This is a genomic window from Bradyrhizobium sp. INPA03-11B, assembly GCF_040446015.1.
GTDB lineage: Bacteria > Pseudomonadota > Alphaproteobacteria > Rhizobiales > Xanthobacteraceae > Bradyrhizobium > Bradyrhizobium macuxiense_A.
This window is the reverse complement of record NZ_JASGSR010000016.1, coordinates 70,795-93,046: the sequence shown is the minus strand read 5'-3', so window position 1 is coordinate 93,046 and position 22,252 is coordinate 70,795. Positions and strand designations below refer to the sequence as shown.

The following is a 22,252-nucleotide window of genomic DNA, read 5'->3' as shown; positions in this document are numbered from 1 at the left end:
CCGTGGCTGTTCTCGAACTGTCTGGCTTGACCAAGCGCTTCGGGGCTTTCACCGCGCTCGACGACATTTCGCTGCAGATCGAGCGCGGCGAGGTGCACTGCCTGCTTGGCGAGAACGGCGCCGGCAAATCGACATTGTGCAACCTGGTGTTCGGGGTGCACCGGCCGGATGCCGGCACGATGACGCTGGGCGGAGAGCCGTTCCACCCCCGCGGCCCGGCGGAAGCGCTGCAGCGCGGTGTCGTGATGGTGCACCAGCATTTCAGCCTGGTGCCCAACATGAGCGTGGCCGAGAACCTGATGCTCGGCCGCGCCAGCGCGGTGCTGAAGCCGCAGGACATCATCGTGCGGATGGAGCAGCTCGCGGCGGAGTACGGGCTCGAGATCGATCCCGAGGCGCGGATCGAGGACCTCTCGGTCGGCGAGCGGCAGCGGGTCGAGATCATCAAGTGCCTGCTCGGTGATCCGCAACTGCTCGTGCTCGACGAGCCGACGGCCGTGCTGCAGCCGGACGAAATCGACGCGCTGCTGGCGATCTGCCGCCAGGTCGCGCTGCGCGGAAAATCCGTGATCCTGGTGACGCACAAGCTCGGCGAAATCAGCCGCGTCGCCGATCGCACAACGGTGCTGCGGCAGGGCCGCATCATCGAGACCGTCGCGATGGAGGGCGCCGACATCCGGTCGCTGGTGCGGTCCATGGTCGGCCGGGATGTGCAGTCGGCAGGCTCGGTGCTGGCCGCGGCGGTCGATATTGAAGGCAAGACGCCGGCGAAACCCTCAAGCGCTGCTGATCCGGCGTCGCCGGGTGAGGCGGTGCTCGAGATATCGGACCTCGTGTACCGCGACCCGCATGGCGTGCCGAGGCTCGACGGTTTGAGCCTCACGGTCGGCACCGGCGAGATCGTCGGGATCGCGGGCGTCGAGGGCAACGGCCAGACCGAGCTCGGGCTGATCCTGGCAGGTCTCGCCGCGCCGAGCGCGGGTGCGATCGTCGTCGGCGGGACACAGGTTGGTGGCTGCACGCCGCAGGGGATCACGGATGCGGGCGTCGGCATCGTTCCCGAGGATCGCCATGCGGTTGCCTGCATCAAGGAATTGTCGGTGGCCGAGAACCTTTTTCTCGGCGCGATCGGAAAGTTCAGCCGCTTCGGCCTGCTCGACAAGTCGGCGCGGCGCAAGGCGGCGGAGGCGATGATGCGTGACTTCGACGTGCGAGCGAGCAGCCCGGATGTTTCGATGGCGAGCCTTTCCGGCGGCAATCAGCAGAAGGCGGTGCTTGCACGCGAGCTCTCGCTTGATCCGCTGGTGTTCCTGCTCGCAGCGCAGCCGACGCGCGGGCTCGACGTCGGTGCGATCGAGGCCGTCTACAACCGCATCCGGGCCGCGCGCGATGACGGCCTCGGGGTGCTTCTGATCTCCAGCGAGCTCGAGGAGCTGATGGCGGTGTCGGATCGGATCGCGGTGATCTACCGCGGCAAGCTGGTTGGCGAGCTCGCGGCCGGATCGTTCAGCCGTGAGGCGATCGGAGCGATGATGTCGGGGCACGCACATGTCTAGGTTGGCCATGGTCATGAAGAATCCGAAGCTCGCGCGGGTCGCGCAGGGCGCGAGACTCGAGCTCGTGCCGTTGCAGGTCCTGGTGCCGGTGGTATCGACCATTATCGCGCTTGGGATCGGCCTCCTCATCATCGCAGCGACAGGTGCTTCGGTCGTCGAGGCGATCGAAGCGTTCTGGGACGGCATGGCGGGGAGCGATTTCAACATCGGCGCGTCGATCAATCGCGCCATCAGCCTCGCGCTGGTCGGTCTCGGCTTCATCTTCGCCAGCCGCGCCAACCTGACCAATGTGGGAGGCGAGGGGCAGATCGCGATGGGCGGCATGTTCGCAACCGCTGCGGCTCTGCATGGCGCCGGCGGCCTGCCGCTGGGACTGGCGTTCATCGTGCCGCTCGCCGTCGGAACCCTCGCTGGTGCCCTCTGGGGCGGCCTTGCGGGCGTTCTCAAGGCGGCACGCGGCACCAACGAGGTGATAAGCACATTATTGTTGAGCTTCATCGCACTGCCGCTGGTGTACTGGTCCGTCGAGTCCTTCCACCTGCTACGCAAGCCGATCAGCGATGTGTCGTCGCTGCCGGAATCGGCGGAGATTCCGGATTCGACCAAGCTGCCGCTGCTGTTCCCGGACAATGGATCTCCGCTCCATATCGGATTGCTGATTGCGGCGATTGCGGTCGTCGTGGTGTGGCTGGTGCTCAAGCACAGCTCGCTCGGCCTGCGGCTGCGCGCCGTCGGCCTGAATACGATGGCCTCCCGCCGCGCGGGGATGCGGACGAGCTTCTATGTGATCCTGGCCATGACGGTATCCGGTGGTCTGGGCGGTCTCGGCGGCGCGATCATGATCCTCGGCCAGCAATTCTATCTGACGAGCGATTTCTCGTCGGGTTACGGATTTGACGGCCTGGTCGTCGGCCTGCTGTCGCGCGGTTCGGCCGTCGGTGTCGTGATCGGCGCATTGCTGTTCGGATTCCTGCGATCGGGATCGATCAACATGGAGATCTCGGCGCACGTCCCGTCGGCCGTCGTGCTGATCTGCCAGGGCCTGATCGTCATTGTCATTGCAGGTTCAGCGATCCTCACCAACCGAAAGGTGACCCGATGATTGACGAACAAATGGCCGTGTTCATCGGCTCCGGACTTCGCCTCGCGGTCCCGATCATTTTCGCCGCAACAGGCGAGATGCTGAGCGAGCGCGCCGGCGTGCTCAATCTCAGCCTCGACGGCATGATGCTGATGTCGGCGTTCACGGCGGCGCTGGCATCGTGGGCGACCGGCTCGCCCCTTATTGGCGTCGCGGCCGGCGTGCTGGTCGCGACCGCGGTTGCCGCGGTCCAGGCCGTGCTGAGCGTGACGTTGCGCGCCAATCAACTGGTGGTCGGAATCGGGTTCAACATCCTGGCGTTGGGAACAACGACATTTCTCTACCGCGAGATATTCGGGCCGCTGTCGCGCGATCCGATTCCCGGCTTCGCGCAGCTCAATCTGCCGTGGCTCGCGCATATCCCGGTGATCGGTCCGGCCTTGGCGAACCAGACCGGCCTTGCCTATGTCAGCATCCTGATGGTGGTCGTGACCTGGTTGATCCTGAAGTACACCTCCTTCGGGCTGGCGGTGCGGGCGGTCGGCGAGGATCCGCGCGCCGCTGACAAGGCCGGCATCAGCGTGGCGAGGACCCGCTATCTCGGTGTGCTCTATGCCGGCATCCTGGCGGGCCTCGGCGGCGCTTTCATGTCGGTTGCGGACAGCAATACGTTCACCGAGAACATGACCAAGGGCGCAGGGTATCTCGCGATCACGGCCGTGATCTTCGGCGGCTGGAATCCCTGGTACACGCTGGCAGCCTGCCTGCTGTTCGGCTTTGCGACCGCGCTGCAATTCCTGGTGCCGGCGCTGCAACTCGATGTGCCGGTCGCGCTGCTGTTGTTGCTGCCGTATCTGCTGGCGCTGGTCGCCATCGCGGGCTTCGTCGGAAAGAGCAGACAGCCCTCGGCGCTGACCATTCCGTTCGAACGAGGCGGCTGATCGCAACAGACTTCAAGAAAGCATAAGCAAGGGAGGAAAGTCCGATGACGAGTTCCACGTTCGCGAAAGCCGCGGAGTCCGCTGCGTCCAGCGCCGCCAATCCTCTTGGGTCCGCTCCCGGTTACAAATGGCTGGTCGACGACAACAACGTCAACATGGCGATGGCGCCGCCGCCACCCAGGGTGGTGACGATCGACGCGCAGCCTCAGACGGTGACGATCGACCTGCACCGCACCGCCCTCATCGTCGTCGACATGCAGAACGACTTCTGCGCCAAGGGCGGATGGGTCGACCATCTCGGCCTCGACCACACGCCGGACCGGGCGCCGATCGAGCCGCTGCAAAGGCTGCTACCGGTGTTGAGGAATGCCGGCGTGCACGTCATCTGGCTGAACTGGGGCAATCGGCCTGATCTCAAGAACATGGCGCCCAACCAGCTCCATCTGTACAAGCCGAAGGGCACAGGCATCGGTCTTGGCGAGCCGTTACCGGGCAGCGGCGCGCGCGTGCTGCAGAAGGACAGCTGGGCCGCGGCCGTTGTCGATGAACTGAAACAGGAGCCCGAGGACATTCACGTCGACAAATACCGGATCAGCGGCTTCTGGGACACGCCGCTGGACAGCATTCTGCGCAACCTCGGCACCAAGACCATCCTGTTTGCCGGCGTCAACACTGATCAATGCGTGCTGCATTCGCTCACCGACGCGAATTTCCTGGGCTATGGCTGCCTGCTGGTCGAGGACTGCTGCGCGACGACGTCGCCGGGCTTCTGCGTTGAAGCGACCCTGTTCAACGTCAAGAAATGCTTTGGCTTCGTGACGCATTCGTCTGACGTCATCGGTGCCGTTCAGGAGCACATCCAGCAGCAACGGTGACATCCCGTGGAAGCCGCGGCTTGGTGATCCCGGCAGGCGTGCACACGCTAGGTTTGCGAAGCCGCGTTCGATTCCTGTCCGCCCGATCCCAGGTGTGGCTCCGTCCCAGCCAGCAGCCGATGAATGTTGGCGCGATGGCGCACGATCACGTAAAGGCCACCTGCGATGACCAGCAGCCGATATGGCAACGGCTGTTCCATGGCGCAGACCAGTGCGATCGCAGCGAGCGCCGCCGACATCGAACTCAGGGACACAATCCGGGAAATTGCCAGCACAACGCCAAAGACGAGGGCGGCACCTAGACCGACCGGCCAGGACATCGCCAGCAACACACCGAGCCCCGCCGCCGCGGATTTGCCGCCGGTAAAATTCAGCCAGATCGAGCGGCTGTGTCCCAACAGCACGGCAAGTCCGGCCAGGCAGACCGCCCAAGGCAGCAAGGTTTGCTGGTCAACGGCTGTCGGTGGCGTGACCGACGGCAATGTATAGAGCCAGGGATAAAACCAGCGGGCAAACGCGATCGCAGCCGCGCCTTTCAGCACATCCACCAGCAGGACCGCCAAGGCAGGCCACTTGCCGAGGGTTCGCAAGACGTTGGTTGCACCGGTGGATCTGGAGCCGTGCTGGCGGATGTCGATGCTCTTGAGCAGTTTCCCTGCCAGATAGCCCGCGGGCGTAGCACCGAAGAGATAAGCGGCCGCCAATCCGGCCAAGCTTGCTATCCAGAAAATCATCGGCGTCCCCTCCATGCCGCAGTGTCAGCCAAGCGTCATCCGGAGTCTACCTCCATCCGGCGGCCGAAACCGTCGATACGAGAGATGGATTCCCTTACCCGCTTCAATCCCCTTTGGAATAGGCTGGCCGCGCGATAGATACCGCGATTGACAGGCCGATCGATCGGCCATGCTGTCGCGACGGAGACAGGACACGGAATGACGACAAGCTCCATCGAGATACGACGCCTCTTGCCCGCGGACGCCACGCTTTATCGCGACATCCGTCTCGAGGCGCTGCGCTTGAGCCCCGAAGCGTTCGGCAGCGCATATGAGACGGAGAGCGTCCATCCCGTCGGATGGTTCGCGGAGAGACTGGTGCATGGGGCGGTGATCCTCGGGGCGTTTCGGGACGGCGAACTCGCCGGCATCCTCGGCTTCGTCGTCGAGCAGGGGCCGAAGCGCCAGCACAAGGGCGCACTGGTCGGGATGTATGTGCGGCAGCAGGGGCGGCGCGGAGGGATCGGCCGGCGGCTGGTCGAAGCCGCGCTCGAGCTCGCTGCACAATCGGTCGAGTTGGTGCAGCTCGTCGTGGTGAAGGGCAACGAGCCGGCCGTTCGGCTCTATCAGAGCATGGGGTTTGTCGAGTACGGGCTGGAGCGGCACGCGCTGAAGATCGACGGCCGCTACCATGACGACATCCTGATGGCGAAGGATCTGGTCGGGCGGAGCTGACGGCCGCAAATCAAGCGACACATTTCCGGCGGGCGATCGCGCTAGGTAGGGGCGCAGCCGAGAAACGCCCACCCGCTCACCGCATCGCCAGGACGTCGCCATGCCGAAGATCGATCTGACAAAAGTGCCGGAACGCAAGGGGACCGGCTATCCGGCCGAATTCGCCGCGTCATGTGCCGAGCGGGTGCGGCAGCGCCTCGGTGAGGCCGGCGGGCTCGGCGATTTCGGCGTCAACCTGATGCGATTGCCGCCGGGCAATTGGTCGAGCCAGCGCCACTGGCATTCCGACGAAGACGAATTCGTCTATGTGCTGGCGGGCGAAGTGGTGCTGATCGAGGACGGCGGCGAGACGGTGCTGCGCGCCGGCGATTGCGCGGCGTTTCCGAAAAATTCCGGCAACGGGCATCACATGATCAACAGGTCGCAGATGACGGCGACCTATCTCGAGGTCGGCTCGCGCTCGCGAGCCGACGTCATCACCTGCTCCGACATCGACATGATGAGCCCGAGCTCCGACGGCCGCTTCCTGCATAAGGACGGCCGGCCCTACGAGTAGACCTGAACCGCAAACCGGCGCGAAATCCGGCGTTGCGGATTGGCCCGCGAAGGACCAATCTTCAGCTGAGGGAGCATCGGTCGCGTGCCATGGCGGAATGGTATTTCATCTGGATCGACGGTCCGCGCGGGCCTGAGCCGCAGAAATGGTCGTCGGACGCGCTGTGGGGGCAGCTTGCGCGCCAGGACATCATCGTTCGTTTTCCCCTGAGCGACCGCGAAGCGGGGTTGTCGCTCGATCAGCTGGCGAGGCTGCATCCGGTGCCGCAGTGAGTTGCGCTGCCGGAGAGCGCGGCAGCCTCACACCACGAGCCGTCCTTCGCGATCCGCGACCGCGATCTGCGCTTCCGTTCCGGAATTGAAGTCGAGCCGGTCGGCCTCGATGCCGTCACTGAAGATGACGCCGTTCTCCGGCATCAGCGAGCGCACGCTGAGGTGCTCGGCACGATCGAGGCTGCCACAGACGAGACTGACCTGCGAGGTCCGGCTCGGAAATGGCTCGCGCACCGCAAAGCGCAGCGCGCCGGCGTCCCATGCCTGCGGCAGATAGGGCGGGCTGATGGCGCCGCCGCCAAAGGCGCCGGCGATTGCGAGCGAGCCGGTGACGATGCTCTTGAACCAGGCGGTCGAGCCGAGCCCGGTCGCGACGATCAGGCCGCTCGACGACTGCCGTTCCTTCTGCTCGGCGAGCGCGATCTCGTAGACGGCCGATGTGTGGGTGCGCGCACCGATGAAGAGGTCGTTGACCGCGTACAGCACCTGGCCGTTGGTCAGCGCGGCCTTGGCCATCGTCACCGCCTTGTGGCCGCGCCTGTCGGAAGCGACCTCGCGCAGCAGGGCAGGGAGGTCGCGCGGCACGAAGGGCAAGAGGATGCCGTCATAACGCTTGGCATCCGGGTTGAGCCCGATCAGCGGATGGCCGTCGAGATACTTCATCGTGTTGGCGACGACGCCGTCCTGGCCGAGCGCCACCACGATGTCGGACGGGCCGAAGATGAAGTTCGGCAGGAAACTCCGGTCGATGATCTGGTAGCGTCCCCATTGCTCCAGCGCCTGCACGGTGACGCGGCGCTCGGCCTGATAGACATCGTGCTCGCGCTGGTAGTCGGAGAAGTCGGCGCCGAGATGCTCGACATAGAAGCGGGCCTGCGCCGCCGTCAGGTATTTTGCGATCAGCTCCTCGAGCCGCGTCTTGCGGGTGACGAGGACGATCTTGCGGTCATTGTCGGCGGGCACGGGGAGCCTCCACGACAGGCTTGTCCAGCAGCGTGTTGAGCAGATCGGGCGAGACGTTGAGCTGGCCGATCTTCTCGGCCTTTTCGGCGATCCCGCTGAAGGCCTGCGCGATCAGCTGTCCCGGCTGCATGCCGGCTGCGGCCAGCGCCTGGATCACGCGGGTGTCGACGCCCTCGAAGATCTTCATCAGCGCGCCGACCCGATAGGCCTCGGCGTCCGCCAGCGTGCGGGTATTCTCGGCGTTGAGGCCGACGAAATCCTTGCGCTTGCTCTCCAGCGTGATGTCGGCGACCATGCCGGCCTCGCGCAGCTCGGCCTGCTTGGCCGCGACGCTCGCTTCGGCGTCCATCTGGGTCTCGCGGATCGAGCGCTTCTTCTGCTCGACCGCGATCTCGGTGTCGAGCTCGCTCTCGCGGATGGCGCGTTCCTGCTCCACGGCAAAGTTGCGCCGCGCGAAGATCGCTTCGTCCGCGTTCTTGAGGATCGCCTCGCGCGCCTCGGCCTCCAGCGCCTTGGCGGTGTCCGGCGTCGGCTTCACGCCGCGGATCGAGACGCCGAGGATTTCGAGGCCGAGGGCGGCGATGTCGGCGCGGCCGCGCAGTCCGCCTTCGATCAGCCCGGCGATGCGATCGGCGGCTTGCAGGGCTTCCTTCAAGGTCAACTCCTTGACCGCCTGCTGCGCCAGCACCTCGACGGTCGCCAGAATCCGCTGCGGCAGCTTTTCCGGGTCGTCGGACTCATAGGTCTTGCCGTCGGCCTTGAGGGTGAAGTTGAGCATCGCGGCGGCCTTTTGCGGCTCGCTGATCCGGTAGGTGACATGGCCCTGGATGGTCAGCGCCTGAAAGTCGCGCGCGATCTGCTGGAAGATGAAGGCGGCGTCGCGGCTGCCGATCGGCACCGCGACCCACGATGTAACCGGCCCATAATAAAAGCCGGACAGGCCGGCGCCCTGCTGGGTCACGGCGCCGCCGCGGTATTTCATGAGGTAGGTGGTCGGCTGGGCCTTGATGAAGCGGAGACCGAACATGGCGTGCACTCCTGAGTAAGTGTGTCTGAGCAACTAAGATAGTTGGACTGTACAACTAAGTATGCTATTGTCAAGCCGGGACGTGAAAAGGTTCACGGCACCGGAAGCGTTTTCGAGCGAAGTGGACACCGGTTCGCGTGAAGAAAATGCGTCACGACCAGAAGCTCTGAAGAGCGGGGAGAGCATGCCCGAGAAGCCGGAACTCGACTTTCAGCGGCCGCTGACGACGGTCGACGTCGTCATCTTCGCCATCAGGTCAGACGCGCTTCAGGTCCTGCTGGTTCAACGCCCAAGAGCGGAAACCGAGCCGTTTCCAGGGACTTGGGCGTTGCCCGGCGGCTTCGTCGATATCGCCGGCGACCGCGACCTCGAAGCCTGCGCCGCGCGCAAGCTGAAGGACAAGACCGGCGTCGTCAGTCCGTATCTGGAGCAGCTCGGTAGCTGGGGTAGTGCCACGCGGGATCCGCGCGGCTGGTCTGCGACGCATGCCTACTTCGCATTGCTGCCGGAGCATGCCGCGGGCGGCGCGCTCGCCGCGGATGCGCAGTGGTTCGCGGTCGAGGGCGAGAAAGTGCGGCCGAAACTTGCGTTCGACCATGCCGAGATCCTGCACGCGGCGGTGCAGCGCTTGCGCCGCAAGGTCGAATACACCTCGCTGCCCGCTTATCTGATGCCGCTGGAATTCACGCTGCGGGAATTGCAGCGCACCTTTGAGATCGTGCTCGATCGTCCGCTGGAGAAGAGCGCCTTCCGCACCCGCATGCTCGCCGCCGACTTGATCGAGCCGGTTGCCAGGATGCGCAAGGGGCCGAACCGGCCGGCGCAGCTCTATCGGCTGAAGAAGGCGAGGGCGCCGGTGTTCTTTGCACGCACGTTCAATCCGCCGGGATGAGGTTCGCGAGGCGCGGCTCCGCGCTGCGTCCGGCAATCCAAACAATTTGAAACAATCGGGGACAGCAAACTTAATTCGTCTACGCCACACCGTTCAACCTGGAATAGTGGAGTGCGCGATGCGGTTGCAATTGGTTCGTCTTCTGGGCGCTTCGGCGCTGTGTCTTGGCGTGTTGGCCGCGCCGGCCAGTGCCAACACTGAATGGATCGTTAACCGGATGAGCGGCGTCATGCGCGCGGACGTGACCTGGGAGCAGGTCAGGTCGCAGATGCTGATGGCGTTCTATCAGAGCAATCCGGACGAGCGCGGCGTCACCGCGCAAGGGGTCGACGATCTGCGCAAGATCATGGCGGCGCAGCGGCGGTCGCAGGTCATCTCGCAGATTCTGCTCTACGACCTCGATGGTGACGGAACTGTCACCAAGGCCGAGATCACCGCGGTGATGCAGCCGCGGGCGCGACAGATGATCCATTCGAACGGCGTGCAGCTCGAGCCAACGCCGGAACAGACGAGGCTCCAGCTCGACCGGCTGGTCAGCGACGCGCTCAAGCCGGATGCCGACCGCGATGGCGTGATCAGTGCCGCCGAAATTCAGCAGGAAGCGCAACGGCTGGCGGACCAGGCCAGCACCGGCTGGCGGCAAAACGGGGTCCAGTATGTCCCGATGACACTCGATGCGAACGGTGATGGCGCCGTCTCGCTGGCGGAATATGAGGCTGCGATACGCCAGCAATTCGATGCGGTCGATGGGGATCGCGATGGTCGCATTTCGGCCGCTGAATTCGCGGATTTCGGCAAGCGCGCCAATGAGGCCCGCCTGGCAACGCAACGCGCGCGCGAGGTCGAACTGCGCAAGCAGCGGCAACAGGCCGCCGTGGCGGGGTGCGATGTGCCGGCCCCGCCGCGCGACGCTCGTATCGTGCTGCTCGGCGCGCTAGAGGCCAGGGCACTGTCGAACGCCTGGATCGGCACCCAGGATCAGGTGACCTATGTGACGACCGTTGAGATCGCGCCGGGACCCGAGCCGATCTATCTCGCGCTGGCGAGTGGCGGCGCGATGATCTGGGACATCGTCGGGGCGACCGAACGGATCGCCGGCGTTGCAGCCGATGCGGACGTGTCGATCGACAAGTCGGGTGACGCGCGGTTGCAGCGGTTCGCGGCCGTCAACGGCACGGCACCGCAACGCGGTGGCAAGCCGCTGGTCGGCGTCATCGGCGTGCCGCGCGAAAAGGTGCATTTCACCGCGCACACCGGATGTCTGGTGCCGGCGACGGAGGCGACGATGAAGGACGGCAGTGCCGAGGAGATCGCAGCCCTGCTGCTCGGGCGCGCGGTGGATGAGACCGGCGGCGAGCAGCGTGCGGGGACCTTCCGTGTTCCCGCCGCGCGGCATTTTGCCGACCGCCCGGTTCGCAACGCAATCCAGTTGCCGAAGGAAGGCCTTGGCGAGTTATTGTGGCGCGACGTGCGCGAGGCATACCCGGCAGGGATCGCGCAGATCGAGCTGGAGGCGGTGGTCTCGGCGCATCCGGTCAGCCACTATTCCGTGCTGCCGGGCCGTGCGGGGCTTGCGGAACTGGTTGACGCCGGCGCGCTCATGGTCACCGGGATGAGCCGCGGCATTCGGATCAACGATGGCGACTTCAAGCCATTCACGATGCCGAACAAGTTCAGGATTTCAAAGAAGCTCAGGCTTCCTGCCGGCGTGCAGGGCACCTTTACTCTGCCGTCTCAGGTGCCGCCGCCGGACGGCGATTTGAGCGCGATCTGTGTGCTTTCGGAACCGGAGATGAAACCGATCAGCGGCTCGCGCGCGAATTGCAGCTAGTTGCACCGAGATCGAAGCCCGGTGTCGCGACATCAGTGTGAAACGAGGCGACGAACATCTTGCAGAGCACGTGCTTGGCCGCCGCGGCTTGCCCCTGCGACGTGCGATGTCTCATTGCCATAATGAAGCCGCGGCGCGATGCTGGCTCTCGCGGCAATCCCGAGCGAAACATCTTGATACGGATTGCGCAGCGGGCTCGGCGCGCCTTCGATTCGGAGGAGCTAATTCTCGCCGCCTGCATCGATCCGGAACAATTGTGCCGACGTTGCGTCACCCGAGACGATGTGATGGCGTCGATCGCTGCGGTGCCGATCACGTGACGCAGTGCGGCATGTGTTGCGTCGCGCTCTAACGGCGCCAGTTTACCGACAGCGCTCATGCACAAGAAGGCAGCATGGCCGCCATGCGTGCCGAAAATTGCGTTGAAGCAGCGTTCTCGATGTATTGCTGGCAGCGCACGATGAAGCGTGAAACAATGCTGCAAAAATCATGTCGGGAGAAAACTTGATGCCGTTCGAGCGGGGGTTGCATCGTGCCGTTGCGTGCAGAAACATTAAGTGCAACTCATGGATCACGTTGCCATTATTCTGCCTGATCAGCACGGTCGGAGTGATGCACAACGCCCTCGCGAACGAATCCTTGCAGATCGTGGATGCGCGCGTGCCGGCGGTCGACAAAGAGGGCGGAGACCTTCCCTTGACGATGACGATCAGGAACGAGGCCGACAGCGCCGACGCATTGCTGCGCGTCCGTTGTCCGGTCGCGAATTTCTCCGAGCGTCACATTGTCGACCGCGGTGAGGGCGCACCGGCGATGCGTTCGATATCCAATATACCAGTCCCGGCAAAGGGGACGCTTGAGCTGAAGCGTGACGGCTATCACGTCATGCTGCTGCAGTTGCGTCAGGCGCTCACGCCGGGCGAGACGTTCAAATGCGCGGTCGTTTTTCAGAAGGCTGGAACCATCGAGACGGAGGTAACGGTCCAGAAGTGACCACACGGAATGCGGCGGGTGCGAACGATCACGCGCCGGGACTCAAGGCTTCTCGCGAGATCGTCCGTGTGTGACGGGCGGTTCGATCAATGAAGAATGCTAGATCCGGAGGAAATGCATCTATGACAAGGTTGAATTGGGTGAAATCCCATATGCTCGCCGCGGCAGTAGCATCCGCAGCGACCTTCGCAGGCTCGTTCGCGCGTGCGGACGATGTCAGTCAGGACCGTCTGCTCAATGCTGACAAGGAAGCGGGCAACTGGCTGCACCATCACAAGAACTATTCGGCGACCCGCTTCTCGTCGCTGGCGGATATCAACAAGGACAACATCAAGAATCTGAAGGTCGCCTGGACCATGCATCTCGGCGGCGTCGAGGGCGGCGGGATCTGGGCGCATGGCGGGCTGGAGGGAACTCCGATCGTCGAGAACGGATTCATGTACGTCACCGACGGCTGGGGCTCGGTCTACAAGATCGATGCGCATGGCGGCAAAGGCGTGCTGGTCTGGAAGATGGATCCCAAGACCGACCACGACTGGGCCGGCGCGGTCGCCTGCTGCGGTGTCGACAATCGCGGCGTCGCGTTGTGGAACAACCTCGTCATCTCGCACACGCTCGACGGCCGCCTGATCGCGACCAACAAGGAGACCGGGCAGGTCGCTTGGCAGCGTCAGGTCGCCGATCCCGACAAGGGCGAGGTCATCACCGGCGCACCGCTGATCGTCAAGGACAAGGCGATATCGGGCGTAGCCGGCGCGGAATACGGCATTCGCGGCTGGATCGCCGCGACCGACCTGAACAGCCAGAAGGAAGTCTGGCGCACCCACACCATTCCCAGCAAGGACGAGCCGGGTGCGGAGACCTGGAAGGACGACAAGAACGCCAAGGCGAGCGGCGGTGGTTCGACCTGGGTCACCGGCAGCTACGACCCCTCGACCAACACGATTGTCTGGGGCGTCGGCAATCCCGGACCGGACTGGGACAATGAATACCGGCCCGGCGACAACCTCTACACCGACTCGTCGCTTGGTCTCGATGCCGATACCGGCAAGATCAAGTGGCACTACCAGCACACACCGAACGATCCCTACGACTACGACAGCGTGGCGGAAAACGTGCTGGTCGACGTCCCCGGTCCGAACAACTCGACGCTGAAGCTCGCGCTCGAGGCCGACCGCAACGGCTTTGCCTATGCGGTCGATCGCAACAGCGGCAAGTTCGTCTGGGGTCTGCCCTTCGTCAAGAAGGTGACCTGGACCAAGGGTCTCGATCCCGAGTCCGGCAAGCCGGTGGAGTATGACCCGAAGCAAGGCGTGCAGAAGTACAATGCCTCGGTCACGCCGAGCCGCACCAACAAGGAAACGGATATCTGCCCCGGCAACATGGGCGGCAAGAACTGGCCGCCGACCGCGTACAATCCGAACCTGAAGCTCTGGTACATTCCGGTGATCGAGAGCTGCAACCACATCAAGGTGGAGGAGTCGCAGAAGGAGAAGCTGAAAGCACGTGAGTTCTGGACGGGCGGCGGACCGAGCCAGAACGTCAAGATCACCGGCAGCGTGACCGCGATCGATGTCACCACCGGCAAGGTGGCAGGGAAGGCGGAGACGCAATTCCCGAACCTCGGCGGCATCCTGGCGACGCCCGACCTCGTGTTCTCCGGACAGCCGTCCGGCGAGTTGATCGCCTATGACGCGAAATCGTTGCAGAAGCTGTGGGAGTTCAACACAGGTGGCGGCCTCAACGCGCCCCCGATGACGTTCTCGGTCGACGGCAAGCAGTATGTCGCGGTCCTGGTCGGCCTCGGCGGTGCCTGGGACAAGTGGTTCATCGATGCCACGCCCGAGCTGAAGCGGATGCAGCCGGGCTCGATGCTGTACGTGTTCGCCCTTTGACGTCGCACGCGCGGGAGGCCTCAGTGAGAGGCCTCCCGCGCAATTTTGGTTCAGAGAAACAAAAGCAAATGAAGCACAACTGGCTGGTTGGCGCGTGGCTCGGCTGCGCGCTGGTGATGGGATTTGCAGGCACGGCGCTTGCGCAGTCGGCGAGCGATCCGACCGATGCAGGCAAGGCGGTGTTCAAGCGCGGCAATTGCATGGGCTGCCACAAATGGCACGGCAATGGCGGCGGCGGCTATGGCGGCGACGCGCTGTCGCTGCGCAAGACCGAGCTGACGAAGGAACAGATCATCGAGACCGTGACGTGCGGGCGGCCGGGCACCGGCATGCCGTTCTTCGTGCGCGGCTCCTATGACACCACGAAGTGCTACGAGATGAGCCGGCAGGATGTCGCCGACCGGATGCCGCCCGAGGCCAACGTGTTCCTGCGGCCGAACGAGATCGAGGCCGTCGCGGATTATGTCCTTGCCCACGTCAAGGGCAAGGGTGAGCCGACCTATGACGAGTGCATCGCCTTCTTCGGCGACGGCTCGCGCGTCTGCAACATCTACAAGGAGGCCGGCCACGCCGCCGCGCCGTCCGACCAGAGTGAGAAGGCAAAGCCATGAGCAAGCAGAGGTCGGCAATCCGCGGATTGGTCTTCGCCGCGTCAGTTGCTGCCACCGTGCCGGCGATGGCGACGGCGGGAGACCTGCGCGACATCAATGTCGGAATGGAGATCAGCAAAGTTCCCGACGCGGGCTACATCAACCTGACCTGCGCCGGAGAGAAGACCACCCACAGATTGGCGGAATGGGCGCAGTGGTCGAATTGCCCGGAAGGACCGGACCAGTTGCGCGGCATTCGCTTTGAATATGATCGCGAGACCGCGCGGGAGGGCACCATGGTCGCCGGCCACCCGGCGATCCTGACTGTCATGGTCGACGAGGACGCCAGGATCGCGGCGCTGACCATCGAGACCGACCCGAAGGCGCGGCTCTATCTGCGCAAGAAGGCGTTCCTGCTCGGCCTGCAGGCGAAGTCGCGCTACGGCGAGGACGGCTGGACCTGCGCGGAGGCGAAGCCGGGCGCCGACAGGCTGGAGGTCGGCGGGGTATTCGTCGATGAGCGTTGCACCAAGACCACCGATGGCCGGACAGTCGAGATCGAGCGGCATCTCTATCGCGAGCCCAACAAGGAGCTCAAGGACATGACCGACGAGACCCGGATCACGATCCGCCGCGCCGGGTCGTAACGAGCCGGGGTGGTGCCGGGCTCGAGCGCGATGAGATTGGGCTGAATCGCAGTCGCAAAGGCGGTGCGCTCCCTCTCCCGCTTGCGGGGGAGGGCTGGGGTGGGGGCTCTCTCCGCGAGTCGCATTGAGGCGAGAACCCCCACCCGCCGCGCTGCGCGCGTCGGCCTCCCCGCAAGCGGGAGAGGCGAAGCGAATCCGTGGACAGGCTGCCTTAACCAAATCTCATCGTGCTAATGCCGCGCCAGCAGCACCACGATCACCAGAGCGAGGATCGCGCACAGCACTTTCCAGAACGTCACGGGATCGCGGTCGTGCAGCGATTTGCGGGTGGTGACGGCGGGGCCAGCCCAGGTCGCGCCATTCTCCAGTTCGTGGGCGAACTCGATGGCGTCGCCGAAGCGCTGCGCGGGCTCGACGCTGAGCGCCTTGCCGATCACGGCATCGAGCCAGGCCGGCAGGTCCGGGCGATAGCGTGACAGCGGCGCGGGCTTGCCGAAGCGCGGGCGCGAGAACGGCTCGATCTCGCCGAACGGATAGTTCGCGGTGAACATGCGGTAGACCGTGACGCCGAGCGCGAACAGGTCGGAGGCCTCATCGCCGGCCTTGCCGCCGAACAATTCGGGCGCCATGTAGCTCGCGGTGCCCGGAATGTCCTCGGCGGGAAAATCCTCCAGCAGCGGCACGCGCGCGACGCCGAGGTCGACGAGGCGCAACCCGCCATCCTTCAACAGGATCACATTGTCGGGCTTGATGTCGCGATGGATGATGCCGGCGCGATGCAACGCCGTGACCGCGCGCACCAGCTTGGTCGCGATCGCGATGCCCTCGGTGAGCGACAGGCGCGGTGCGCGCTTGAGCCGCTGCTCCAGCGTTTCGCCCTCGTAGAGCGGCATCGCCGAATAGAGCCGGGTCTGCCGCTCCGCCGGCACCTCGATGATCTCGCCGATCCACAGGCTGCGCACCCGCGCGGCGACCCAGGCCTCGCGCACGAAGGCGAGGCGGTAGGAGCCTTCGCTTGCGACCCGCGGATGCGGAAATTTCAGCACGACGTCGCGGCCGGCGCGTTTGTCGGTCGCCTTGAACAAACGGCTGTAGCGTCCGTCCGACAGCACATCGCCAAGGGTGAAATCGTCGATCGTGTCGCCGCTGTCAGGCAGATCGAGGATCGGTAGCGTCGCGATTGCGTGGGTGAGATCGTCGCGATCCGCCGGCGGCAGGTCGACGACGTCGAGCACCAGTGCGGTCGTGTTGTCGCTGCTGCCGGCCGCGAGCGCGGCATCGACGATGCTGCGCGCCGATTCGTCGGGCGGCGTGCGTTCCTCCAGCAATTGCTGGAGGCGGGAATCGCCGAGCGCGCCGTGAACCCCGTCGCTGCAGATCAGGAGACGATCATGTTGCCGGAGCCCGACGGAGGTATAGTCGAAGCGGGCGAACTCCTCGAAGCCGATTGCGCGGTTCAGCATATGCGCGAGGTCGCCGCGGCCGGCGATATGGTCCTGCGTCAGCCGCTCCAGCCGTCCCTCGCTCAGGCGGTAGGCGCGGGTGTCGCCGATATGGATCACATGGCATTGCCGCCGCGACAGGATGATCGAGGAGAACGCGCAGGCCATGCCACTGCGCGCGGCGTCGACGCGGCCTTGGCCGTAGATCCAGCTGTTGGCGGCTTCCAGCGCCCGCGCGGCGCGGCGGCGGACGCCGAGCGTCTCCGGCAGTGAATAATAGGCGTCGATGAAGCTGCGGACCGCGACCTCCGCGGCCTCGCGTCCGCCCTTGTGGCCGCCGACGCCGTCGGCGACCGCGGCCACGACATCGCGGTGAAGCGTGCCCGGCTGGCCTAGGCAGGCCGCGACATAGTCCTCATTGGCGGCGCGCTTGCCGGTCTCGCTGGCGAAGCCGACGCGAACGCCCAGATCCCTTTGCAGGTCTCGCTGCAAATGCCGTTGCGCGCCGTTCGCCACGTCCGAGCTATCCTCTCCCGAGGGAGCGGGCCGTCAGACGCGCGCTCCCGACACCGCGCCCCAGGTGGTGCGCCAGCGGACCTTGACCATCGCAAGTCCGATGAAGCCAAGCAACGCCAGCGCGCCGAAGAACAGGAAGCCGGCGCCGAAGCCGCCGGTCATCCCCTTGGCATAGCCGAGGGTCTGGGCGAGGAAGAAGCCGCCGATGCCGCCGGCGCAACCGACCAAGCCGGTCATCAGGCCGATCTCGTGACGGAAGCGCAGCGGAATCAGCTGGAACACCGCGCCATTGCCCATGCCGAGCGCCAGCACGCCGATCGAGAACAGCAGCACCGAGATCCAGGCGATGCGCGGCAGCTCAGTCAGCGCCCAGCCGCCCGGCGTCGCCGCCACTGGGCCTTCGGGCATGAAGGCGATCACGACATAGGCCGCGACAACGACGCCGAACAGGATCGAGAGCGAGCGGATGCCGCCGATGCGGTCGGCGATCATGCCGCCGACGGGGCGGAATCCCGAGCCGAAGGCGACGATCAGCGCGACCAGCATGCCGGCCGCGACGCCGGAGACGTGATACTGCACGGTGAAATAGAGCGGCAGCGCGTTGGCGAGCCCGACGAACCCGCCGAACGTGATGAAGTAGAAGAACATGAACCAGCGGCTGTCGGAATCCTTCAGTAGGGCGCCATAGGCCTTCAGCGAGATCTTCTTGCGCTCGCCCGGCGCGTCCTTGGCTGCGAATGCGTAATATGCGAGCACCATCAGCATTGGAATCAGCAGGCAGCCGAACACAGCCTGCCAGCCCCAATGCTCCGCAATGGTCGGCGCAAGCAGCGTGTCGAGCACGACGCCCATATTGCCGGCGCCGGCGATCCCCATCACCACGCCCTGATATTGCGGCGGATACCAGCGGCTCGCCTGGGGCAGGGCGACCGCGAACGAGGCGCCGCCGACGCCGAGCGCAAGCCCGAACAGCTCGATCGCAAGCTTGCTGGTCAGCCCGAAATGCCACACCGACGCGGTCGCGGCGATCACGACAAGCTGCGCGATGATGCCGGTGCGCTTGGCGCCGATGATGTCGGCGAGAATGCCCATCGGCACGCGCAGCAGCGCGCCGGCAAGCACGGGAATGGCGACCAGGGTGAACTTCTCGTTCACGGCCAGATTCATGTCGCGCGCGATGTAGACGATCAGCGGTCCGAGCGCGACCCACGCCATGAAGCTGATGTCGAAGTAGAGGAACGCGGCAAGCAGTGTCGGCCAGTGACCTGCCTTCTTGAACTCGGCTAGCTTCATCGCAAGCGTCTCGCGTTGATGCGGCGGAGGCAGCCGCTGAAGCGCGACTATCCCGGGCGCAGACCAATCTAATGTGGGTGAATGTGTGAGCGCGCTCGTCGTTGAGACGCACTCCGTCAAGAGATGAGGTCAGCAATTTGCGTGCCATCGAATCGATTGCGTCGCTTTGCCTTGCAGTCGCAAGACGTTGCAGCGAGATCGCGAACCGGATTCCACGATCGGAATTGGCGTGGCTTGCAGCAAGCGGCGGCGCGCAAACGCGCACGCTGATGCTTTCTTGTGCGACGCGTCATGCGCGCGCGGTCGCGCATCAATAGCGAGTTCGCCATCACCATCGCTGCTGCCGATGTTGTGCTGCACAAGAGATCATCGCCGTGGCTAAAATTTCGGCCGGCAATCCGCACGCCGCGGCGTTCGGCAGAATCGAGCGCACCGAAAACCCATTGATTTTGTTGCTGGATTTGCCCGCCGAGAATTGGCACGCGTTTTGAATATCAGCCAATAACGGAACATCGATCGTCATTGAGGACGGTCTGCGCCCGCGGATGGGCTTCCTAACAACTCCAAACCTCTATCGGTGTCGATCAACGACGCACGCCGCGTCGCTGGGCAGCGCCGTCGGAATTGAAAGGCAGACCATGCTCGACAAGGTGATCAAGCAGAAGCTCGTGGTGATCGGCAACGGGATGGCCGGCATCAGGACCGTGGAGGCGCTGCTCGAACGCGCGCCCGATCTCTACGACATCACGGTGTTCGGCTCCGAACCCTACGGCAATTACAACCGCATCCTGCTGTCGCCGGTGCTCGCCGGCGAGAAGACCGTCGACGACATCATGCTCAACACCGTCGACTGGTACGAAGACAACAACATCACGCTGCGCAAGGGCGAGACGATCAGCATGATCGATCGCCGGACCTGCGAGGTCGTCACTGAGGCAGGCGAGCGCGTGCCGTATGACCGCCTGCTGATCGCGACGGGCTCGAACCCGATCATGCTGCCGCTGCCGGGCAAGGAGCTGCCGGGCGTGATCGGCTTCCGCGACATCTATGATGTCGATCGCATGATCAAGGCCTCGACCGACTATCGCAACGCGGTCGTGATCGGCGGCGGCCTGCTCGGCCTCGAAGCCGCCAACGGGCTGATGAAGCGCGGCATGAACGTCACGGTCGTGCATCTGCTCGACACCTTGATGGAACGCCAGCTCGATCCGGTGGCCGGCGGCCTCCTGCGCAAGTCGCTGGAAGAGCGCGGCATGGTGTTCAAGATGCCGGCGCAGACCAAGGCGATCCTCGGCGAGGACCGCGTCACCGGCGTGCGCTTCGGCGACGGCACCGAACTGCCGGCCGACCTCGTCGTGATGGCGGTCGGCATCCGCCCGAACTTCGAGCTCGCCAAGAAGGCCGGGCTTTATTGCGAGCGTGGCATCGTCGTGTCCGACACCATGCAGACCTATGACGGCCGCATCTATGCGGTCGGCGAATGCGTGCAGCACCGCCGCCAGACCTACGGTCTCGTCGCGCCGCTGTTCGACCAGGCCAAGGTCTGCGCCAACCATCTCGCGATGAAGGGCTTTGCCACCTATGACGGCTCGGTCACCTCGACCAAGCTGAAGGTCACCGGCATCGACCTGTTCTCCGCCGGCGACTTCGCGCCGGGGCCGGACAAGGAGGAGATCGTGCTGCAGGACGCCAATCGCGGCGTCTACAAGCGCATCATCCTGAAGGACAAGAAGATCGTCGGCGCCGTGCTCTATGGCGACACCATCGACGGTCCCTGGTACTTCCAGCATCTGCGCGACGGCACCGACGTCTCGCACATGCGCGAGCGCCTGGTGTTCGGCGCCGCCAATCTCGGCGAGGGCGGCGTCAGCGGCCAGAACTCGGTTGCCGCGATGAGCGACGAGACCGAGATCTGCGGTTGCAACGGCGTCTGCAAGGGCGCGATCGTCAAGGCGATCTCGGAGAAGAAGCTGTTCACGCTCGACGACGTCCGCGCCCATACCAAGGCGTCGTCGTCCTGCGGCTCCTGCACCGGCCTCGTCGAACAGGTGCTGGCGTTCACGCTCGGCGGCGACTATTCGGCGGCGCCGAAGGTCAAGCCGCTGTGCAAATGCACCGATCACAGCCATGACGACGTTCGCCGCGTCATCGTCGAGCAGCAGCTCAAGACCATCCCGGCCGTCATGCGCTTCATGGAGTGGAAGACGCTGAACGGCTGTCATTCCTGCCGTCCGGCGCTGAACTATTATCTGCTCGCGACCTGGCCGGGCGAATACCGCGACGACCAGCAGTCGCGCTTCATCAACGAGCGCGTCCACGCCAACATCCAGAAGGACGGCACCTATTCGGTGGTGCCGCGGATGTGGGGCGGCGTCACCACGCCGAGCGAGCTGCGCGCCATCGCCGACGTCGCCGAGAAGTTCAACATCCCGACGGTGAAGGTCACCGGCGGCCAGCGCATCGACCTGCTCGGCGTCAAGAAGGAGGACCTGCCGGCGGTGTGGGCCGATCTCAACGACGCCGGCATGGTGTCGGGCCACGCCTACGCCAAGGGCCTGCGCACGGTGAAGACCTGCGTCGGTTCGGAATGGTGCCGCTTCGGCACCCAGGATTCCACCGGCCTCGGCGTCAAGCTCGAGAAGTTCATGTGGGGCTCTTGGACGCCGGCCAAGGTCAAGCTCGGCGTCTCCGGCTGCCCGCGCAACTGTGCGGAGGCGACCTGCAAGGACGTCGGCGTGGTCTGCGTCGATTCCGGTTACGAGATCCATTTCGCCGGTGCCGCAGGCCTGCACATCAAGGGCACCGAATTCCTGACCAAGGTCGAGACCGAGGACGAGTGCCTTGAGGTGATCGTGGCGCTGACCCAGCTCTATCGCGAGGAGGGCTGGTATCTCGAGCGCATGTACAAATGGTGCGACCGCGTCGGCCTCGAGCAGATCAGGAAGCGGGTGGTCGACGACATCGCGAACCGCAAGGCCCTGTTCGGCCGCTTCGCCTATTCGCAGCAGTTCGCGCAGACCGATCCGTGGGCCGAGCGCGCCAGCCGCGGCGTCGACCGCAACGAGTTCGCGCCTCTCGCCGAATTGGAGCTCGCATGACCAGCTGGATCGAAATCGGCGCACTCGACGACATTCCGCGGCTCGGCTCGCGCGTGGTACGCACGCCCGGCGGCAACATCGCAGTGTTCCGCACCGAGAGCGACGAGGTGTTCGCGCTCGACGACCGCTGCCCGCACAAGGGCGGGCCGCTGTCGCAGGGCATCGTGCACAACAAGCGCGTGACCTGTCCGCTGCATAATTTCGTCATCGAGCTGGCCAGTGGTCAGGCGGTCGCGCCCGACGAGGGCTGCACCCATACCCATCCGGCCAAGGTCGAGAACGGCATTGTCTGGCTGTCGGTGCGGCAGGCGGCTGCGGTGAGCTGAGCGGTCAGGC

At 64.9% G+C, this 22,252-nt stretch carries 21 protein-coding genes; 15 read left to right on the top strand and 6 right to left on the bottom strand.

The window, feature by feature from the left end; translation table 11 throughout:
• Window positions 1–2 precede the first annotated feature (2 nt).
• Genes QMZ05_RS09395 through QMZ05_RS09380 form a run of 4 tightly spaced genes read left to right on the top strand, consistent with a single transcriptional unit; the run spans window position 3 to window position 4,453 of the window.
• Window positions 3–1,556: an ABC transporter ATP-binding protein gene (locus QMZ05_RS09395; RefSeq protein WP_353700502.1), complete on the top strand. Its 1,554-nt coding sequence runs from the start codon at window positions 3–5 to the stop codon at window positions 1,554–1,556.
• Window positions 1,549–2,658 carry an ABC transporter permease gene (locus QMZ05_RS09390; protein WP_353700501.1) on the top strand — a complete coding sequence of 370 codons (1,110 nt, stop codon included), beginning with the start codon at window positions 1,549–1,551 and terminating at the stop codon, window positions 2,656–2,658. Before QMZ05_RS09395 ends, QMZ05_RS09390 begins: the two co-directional genes overlap by 8 nt.
• Window positions 2,655–3,578, top strand: coding sequence for an ABC transporter permease (locus tag QMZ05_RS09385; RefSeq protein ID WP_353700500.1), 924 nt, complete (start codon window positions 2,655–2,657; stop codon window positions 3,576–3,578). The genes QMZ05_RS09390 and QMZ05_RS09385 overlap by 4 nt, the downstream gene beginning before the upstream one ends.
• Before the next feature lie 44 nt (window positions 3,579–3,622).
• Window positions 3,623–4,453, top strand: a complete 831-nt coding sequence (locus QMZ05_RS09380; protein WP_353700499.1) for a cysteine hydrolase family protein — start codon at window positions 3,623–3,625, stop codon at window positions 4,451–4,453.
• Window positions 4,454–4,500: 47 nt separating this feature from the next.
• On the opposite strand, the gene plsY is transcribed toward QMZ05_RS09380, so the two are convergent.
• Window positions 4,501–5,187: a glycerol-3-phosphate 1-O-acyltransferase PlsY gene (gene plsY / locus QMZ05_RS09375; protein WP_353700498.1), complete on the bottom strand. Its 687-nt coding sequence runs from the start codon at window positions 5,185–5,187 to the stop codon at window positions 4,501–4,503.
• Between the two features lie 198 nt (window positions 5,188–5,385).
• Between plsY and QMZ05_RS09370 the strand changes: the two genes are divergently transcribed.
• The 3 genes from QMZ05_RS09370 (at window position 5,386) to QMZ05_RS09360 (ending at window position 6,729) form a co-directional block, all read left to right on the top strand.
• Entirely contained in the window at window positions 5,386–5,901 is a 516-nt protein-coding gene (locus tag QMZ05_RS09370) for a GNAT family N-acetyltransferase (protein ID WP_353700497.1), read from the top strand.
• A 100-nt stretch (window positions 5,902–6,001) separates the two neighbouring features.
• Window positions 6,002–6,457 carry a cupin domain-containing protein gene (locus tag QMZ05_RS09365; RefSeq protein WP_353700496.1) on the top strand — a complete coding sequence of 152 codons (456 nt, stop codon included), beginning with the start codon at window positions 6,002–6,004 and terminating at the stop codon, window positions 6,455–6,457.
• 89 nt (window positions 6,458–6,546) lie between these two features.
• The gene (locus QMZ05_RS09360) at window positions 6,547–6,729 is read left to right on the top strand and encodes a hypothetical protein (protein ID WP_279709860.1); all 183 of its coding nucleotides are present in this window, start codon (window positions 6,547–6,549) and stop codon (window positions 6,727–6,729) included.
• Window positions 6,730–6,756: 27 nt separating this feature from the next.
• On the opposite strand, the gene QMZ05_RS09355 is transcribed toward QMZ05_RS09360, so the two are convergent.
• Together QMZ05_RS09355 and QMZ05_RS09350 are read right to left on the bottom strand one after the other, a co-directional pair.
• Window positions 6,757–7,692 carry a sugar kinase gene (locus tag QMZ05_RS09355; RefSeq protein WP_353700495.1) on the bottom strand — a complete coding sequence of 312 codons (936 nt, stop codon included), beginning with the start codon at window positions 7,690–7,692 and terminating at the stop codon, window positions 6,757–6,759.
• Window positions 7,676–8,719 carry an SPFH domain-containing protein gene (locus QMZ05_RS09350; protein WP_353700494.1) on the bottom strand — a complete coding sequence of 348 codons (1,044 nt, stop codon included), beginning with the start codon at window positions 8,717–8,719 and terminating at the stop codon, window positions 7,676–7,678. The genes QMZ05_RS09355 and QMZ05_RS09350 overlap by 17 nt, the downstream gene beginning before the upstream one ends.
• A 184-nt stretch (window positions 8,720–8,903) precedes the next feature.
• Here QMZ05_RS09350 and QMZ05_RS09345 point away from each other — a divergent pair, with 184 nt between their 5' ends.
• The 6 genes from QMZ05_RS09345 to QMZ05_RS09320 all read left to right on the top strand — a co-directional run bounded on the left by QMZ05_RS09345 (window position 8,904) and on the right by QMZ05_RS09320 (window position 15,567).
• Entirely contained in the window at window positions 8,904–9,611 is a 708-nt protein-coding gene (locus QMZ05_RS09345) for an NUDIX domain-containing protein (RefSeq protein WP_353700493.1), read from the top strand.
• Window positions 9,612–9,729: 118 nt separating this feature from the next.
• Window positions 9,730–11,442, top strand: a complete 1,713-nt coding sequence (locus QMZ05_RS09340) for an EF-hand domain-containing protein (RefSeq protein ID WP_353700492.1) — start codon at window positions 9,730–9,732, stop codon at window positions 11,440–11,442.
• 507 nt (window positions 11,443–11,949) lie between these two features.
• A complete protein-coding gene (locus tag QMZ05_RS09335; protein WP_353700491.1) occupies window positions 11,950–12,435 on the top strand; it encodes a copper chaperone PCu(A)C in 486 nt (161 codons plus the stop codon).
• A 122-nt stretch (window positions 12,436–12,557) separates the two neighbouring features.
• Window positions 12,558–14,330 carry a PQQ-dependent dehydrogenase, methanol/ethanol family gene (locus tag QMZ05_RS09330; RefSeq protein WP_353700490.1) on the top strand — a complete coding sequence of 591 codons (1,773 nt, stop codon included), beginning with the start codon at window positions 12,558–12,560 and terminating at the stop codon, window positions 14,328–14,330.
• A 116-nt stretch (window positions 14,331–14,446) separates the two neighbouring features.
• Window positions 14,447–14,941, top strand: coding sequence for a c-type cytochrome (locus QMZ05_RS09325; RefSeq protein ID WP_353700510.1), 495 nt, complete (start codon window positions 14,447–14,449; stop codon window positions 14,939–14,941).
• Complete coding sequence (locus tag QMZ05_RS09320; protein WP_353700489.1) at window positions 14,938–15,567, top strand: hypothetical protein; 630 nt, start codon at window positions 14,938–14,940, stop codon at window positions 15,565–15,567. The genes QMZ05_RS09325 and QMZ05_RS09320 overlap by 4 nt, the downstream gene beginning before the upstream one ends.
• 230 nt (window positions 15,568–15,797) lie before the next feature.
• On the opposite strand, the gene QMZ05_RS09315 is transcribed toward QMZ05_RS09320, so the two are convergent.
• The 3 genes from QMZ05_RS09315 to QMZ05_RS09305 all read right to left on the bottom strand — a co-directional run bounded on the left by QMZ05_RS09315 (window position 15,798) and on the right by QMZ05_RS09305 (window position 19,341).
• Complete coding sequence (locus QMZ05_RS09315) at window positions 15,798–17,525, bottom strand: protein kinase (RefSeq protein WP_353700488.1); 1,728 nt, start codon at window positions 17,523–17,525, stop codon at window positions 15,798–15,800.
• A gap of 33 nt (window positions 17,526–17,558) precedes the next feature.
• A complete protein-coding gene (locus QMZ05_RS09310) occupies window positions 17,559–18,818 on the bottom strand; it encodes an MFS transporter (protein ID WP_353700487.1) in 1,260 nt (419 codons plus the stop codon).
• A 328-nt stretch (window positions 18,819–19,146) separates the two neighbouring features.
• Window positions 19,147–19,341, bottom strand: coding sequence for a hypothetical protein (locus tag QMZ05_RS09305; protein WP_353700486.1), 195 nt, complete (start codon window positions 19,339–19,341; stop codon window positions 19,147–19,149).
• 130 nt (window positions 19,342–19,471) lie between these two features.
• Between QMZ05_RS09305 and nirB the strand changes: the two genes are divergently transcribed.
• Together nirB and nirD are read left to right on the top strand one after the other, a co-directional pair.
• Window positions 19,472–21,916, top strand: a complete 2,445-nt coding sequence (nirB, locus tag QMZ05_RS09300) for a nitrite reductase large subunit NirB (protein WP_353700509.1) — start codon at window positions 19,472–19,474, stop codon at window positions 21,914–21,916.
• Window positions 21,913–22,242 carry a nitrite reductase small subunit NirD gene (gene nirD, locus QMZ05_RS09295; protein ID WP_146991496.1) on the top strand — a complete coding sequence of 110 codons (330 nt, stop codon included), beginning with the start codon at window positions 21,913–21,915 and terminating at the stop codon, window positions 22,240–22,242. The genes nirB and nirD overlap by 4 nt, the downstream gene beginning before the upstream one ends.
• Window positions 22,243–22,252 lie beyond the last annotated feature (10 nt).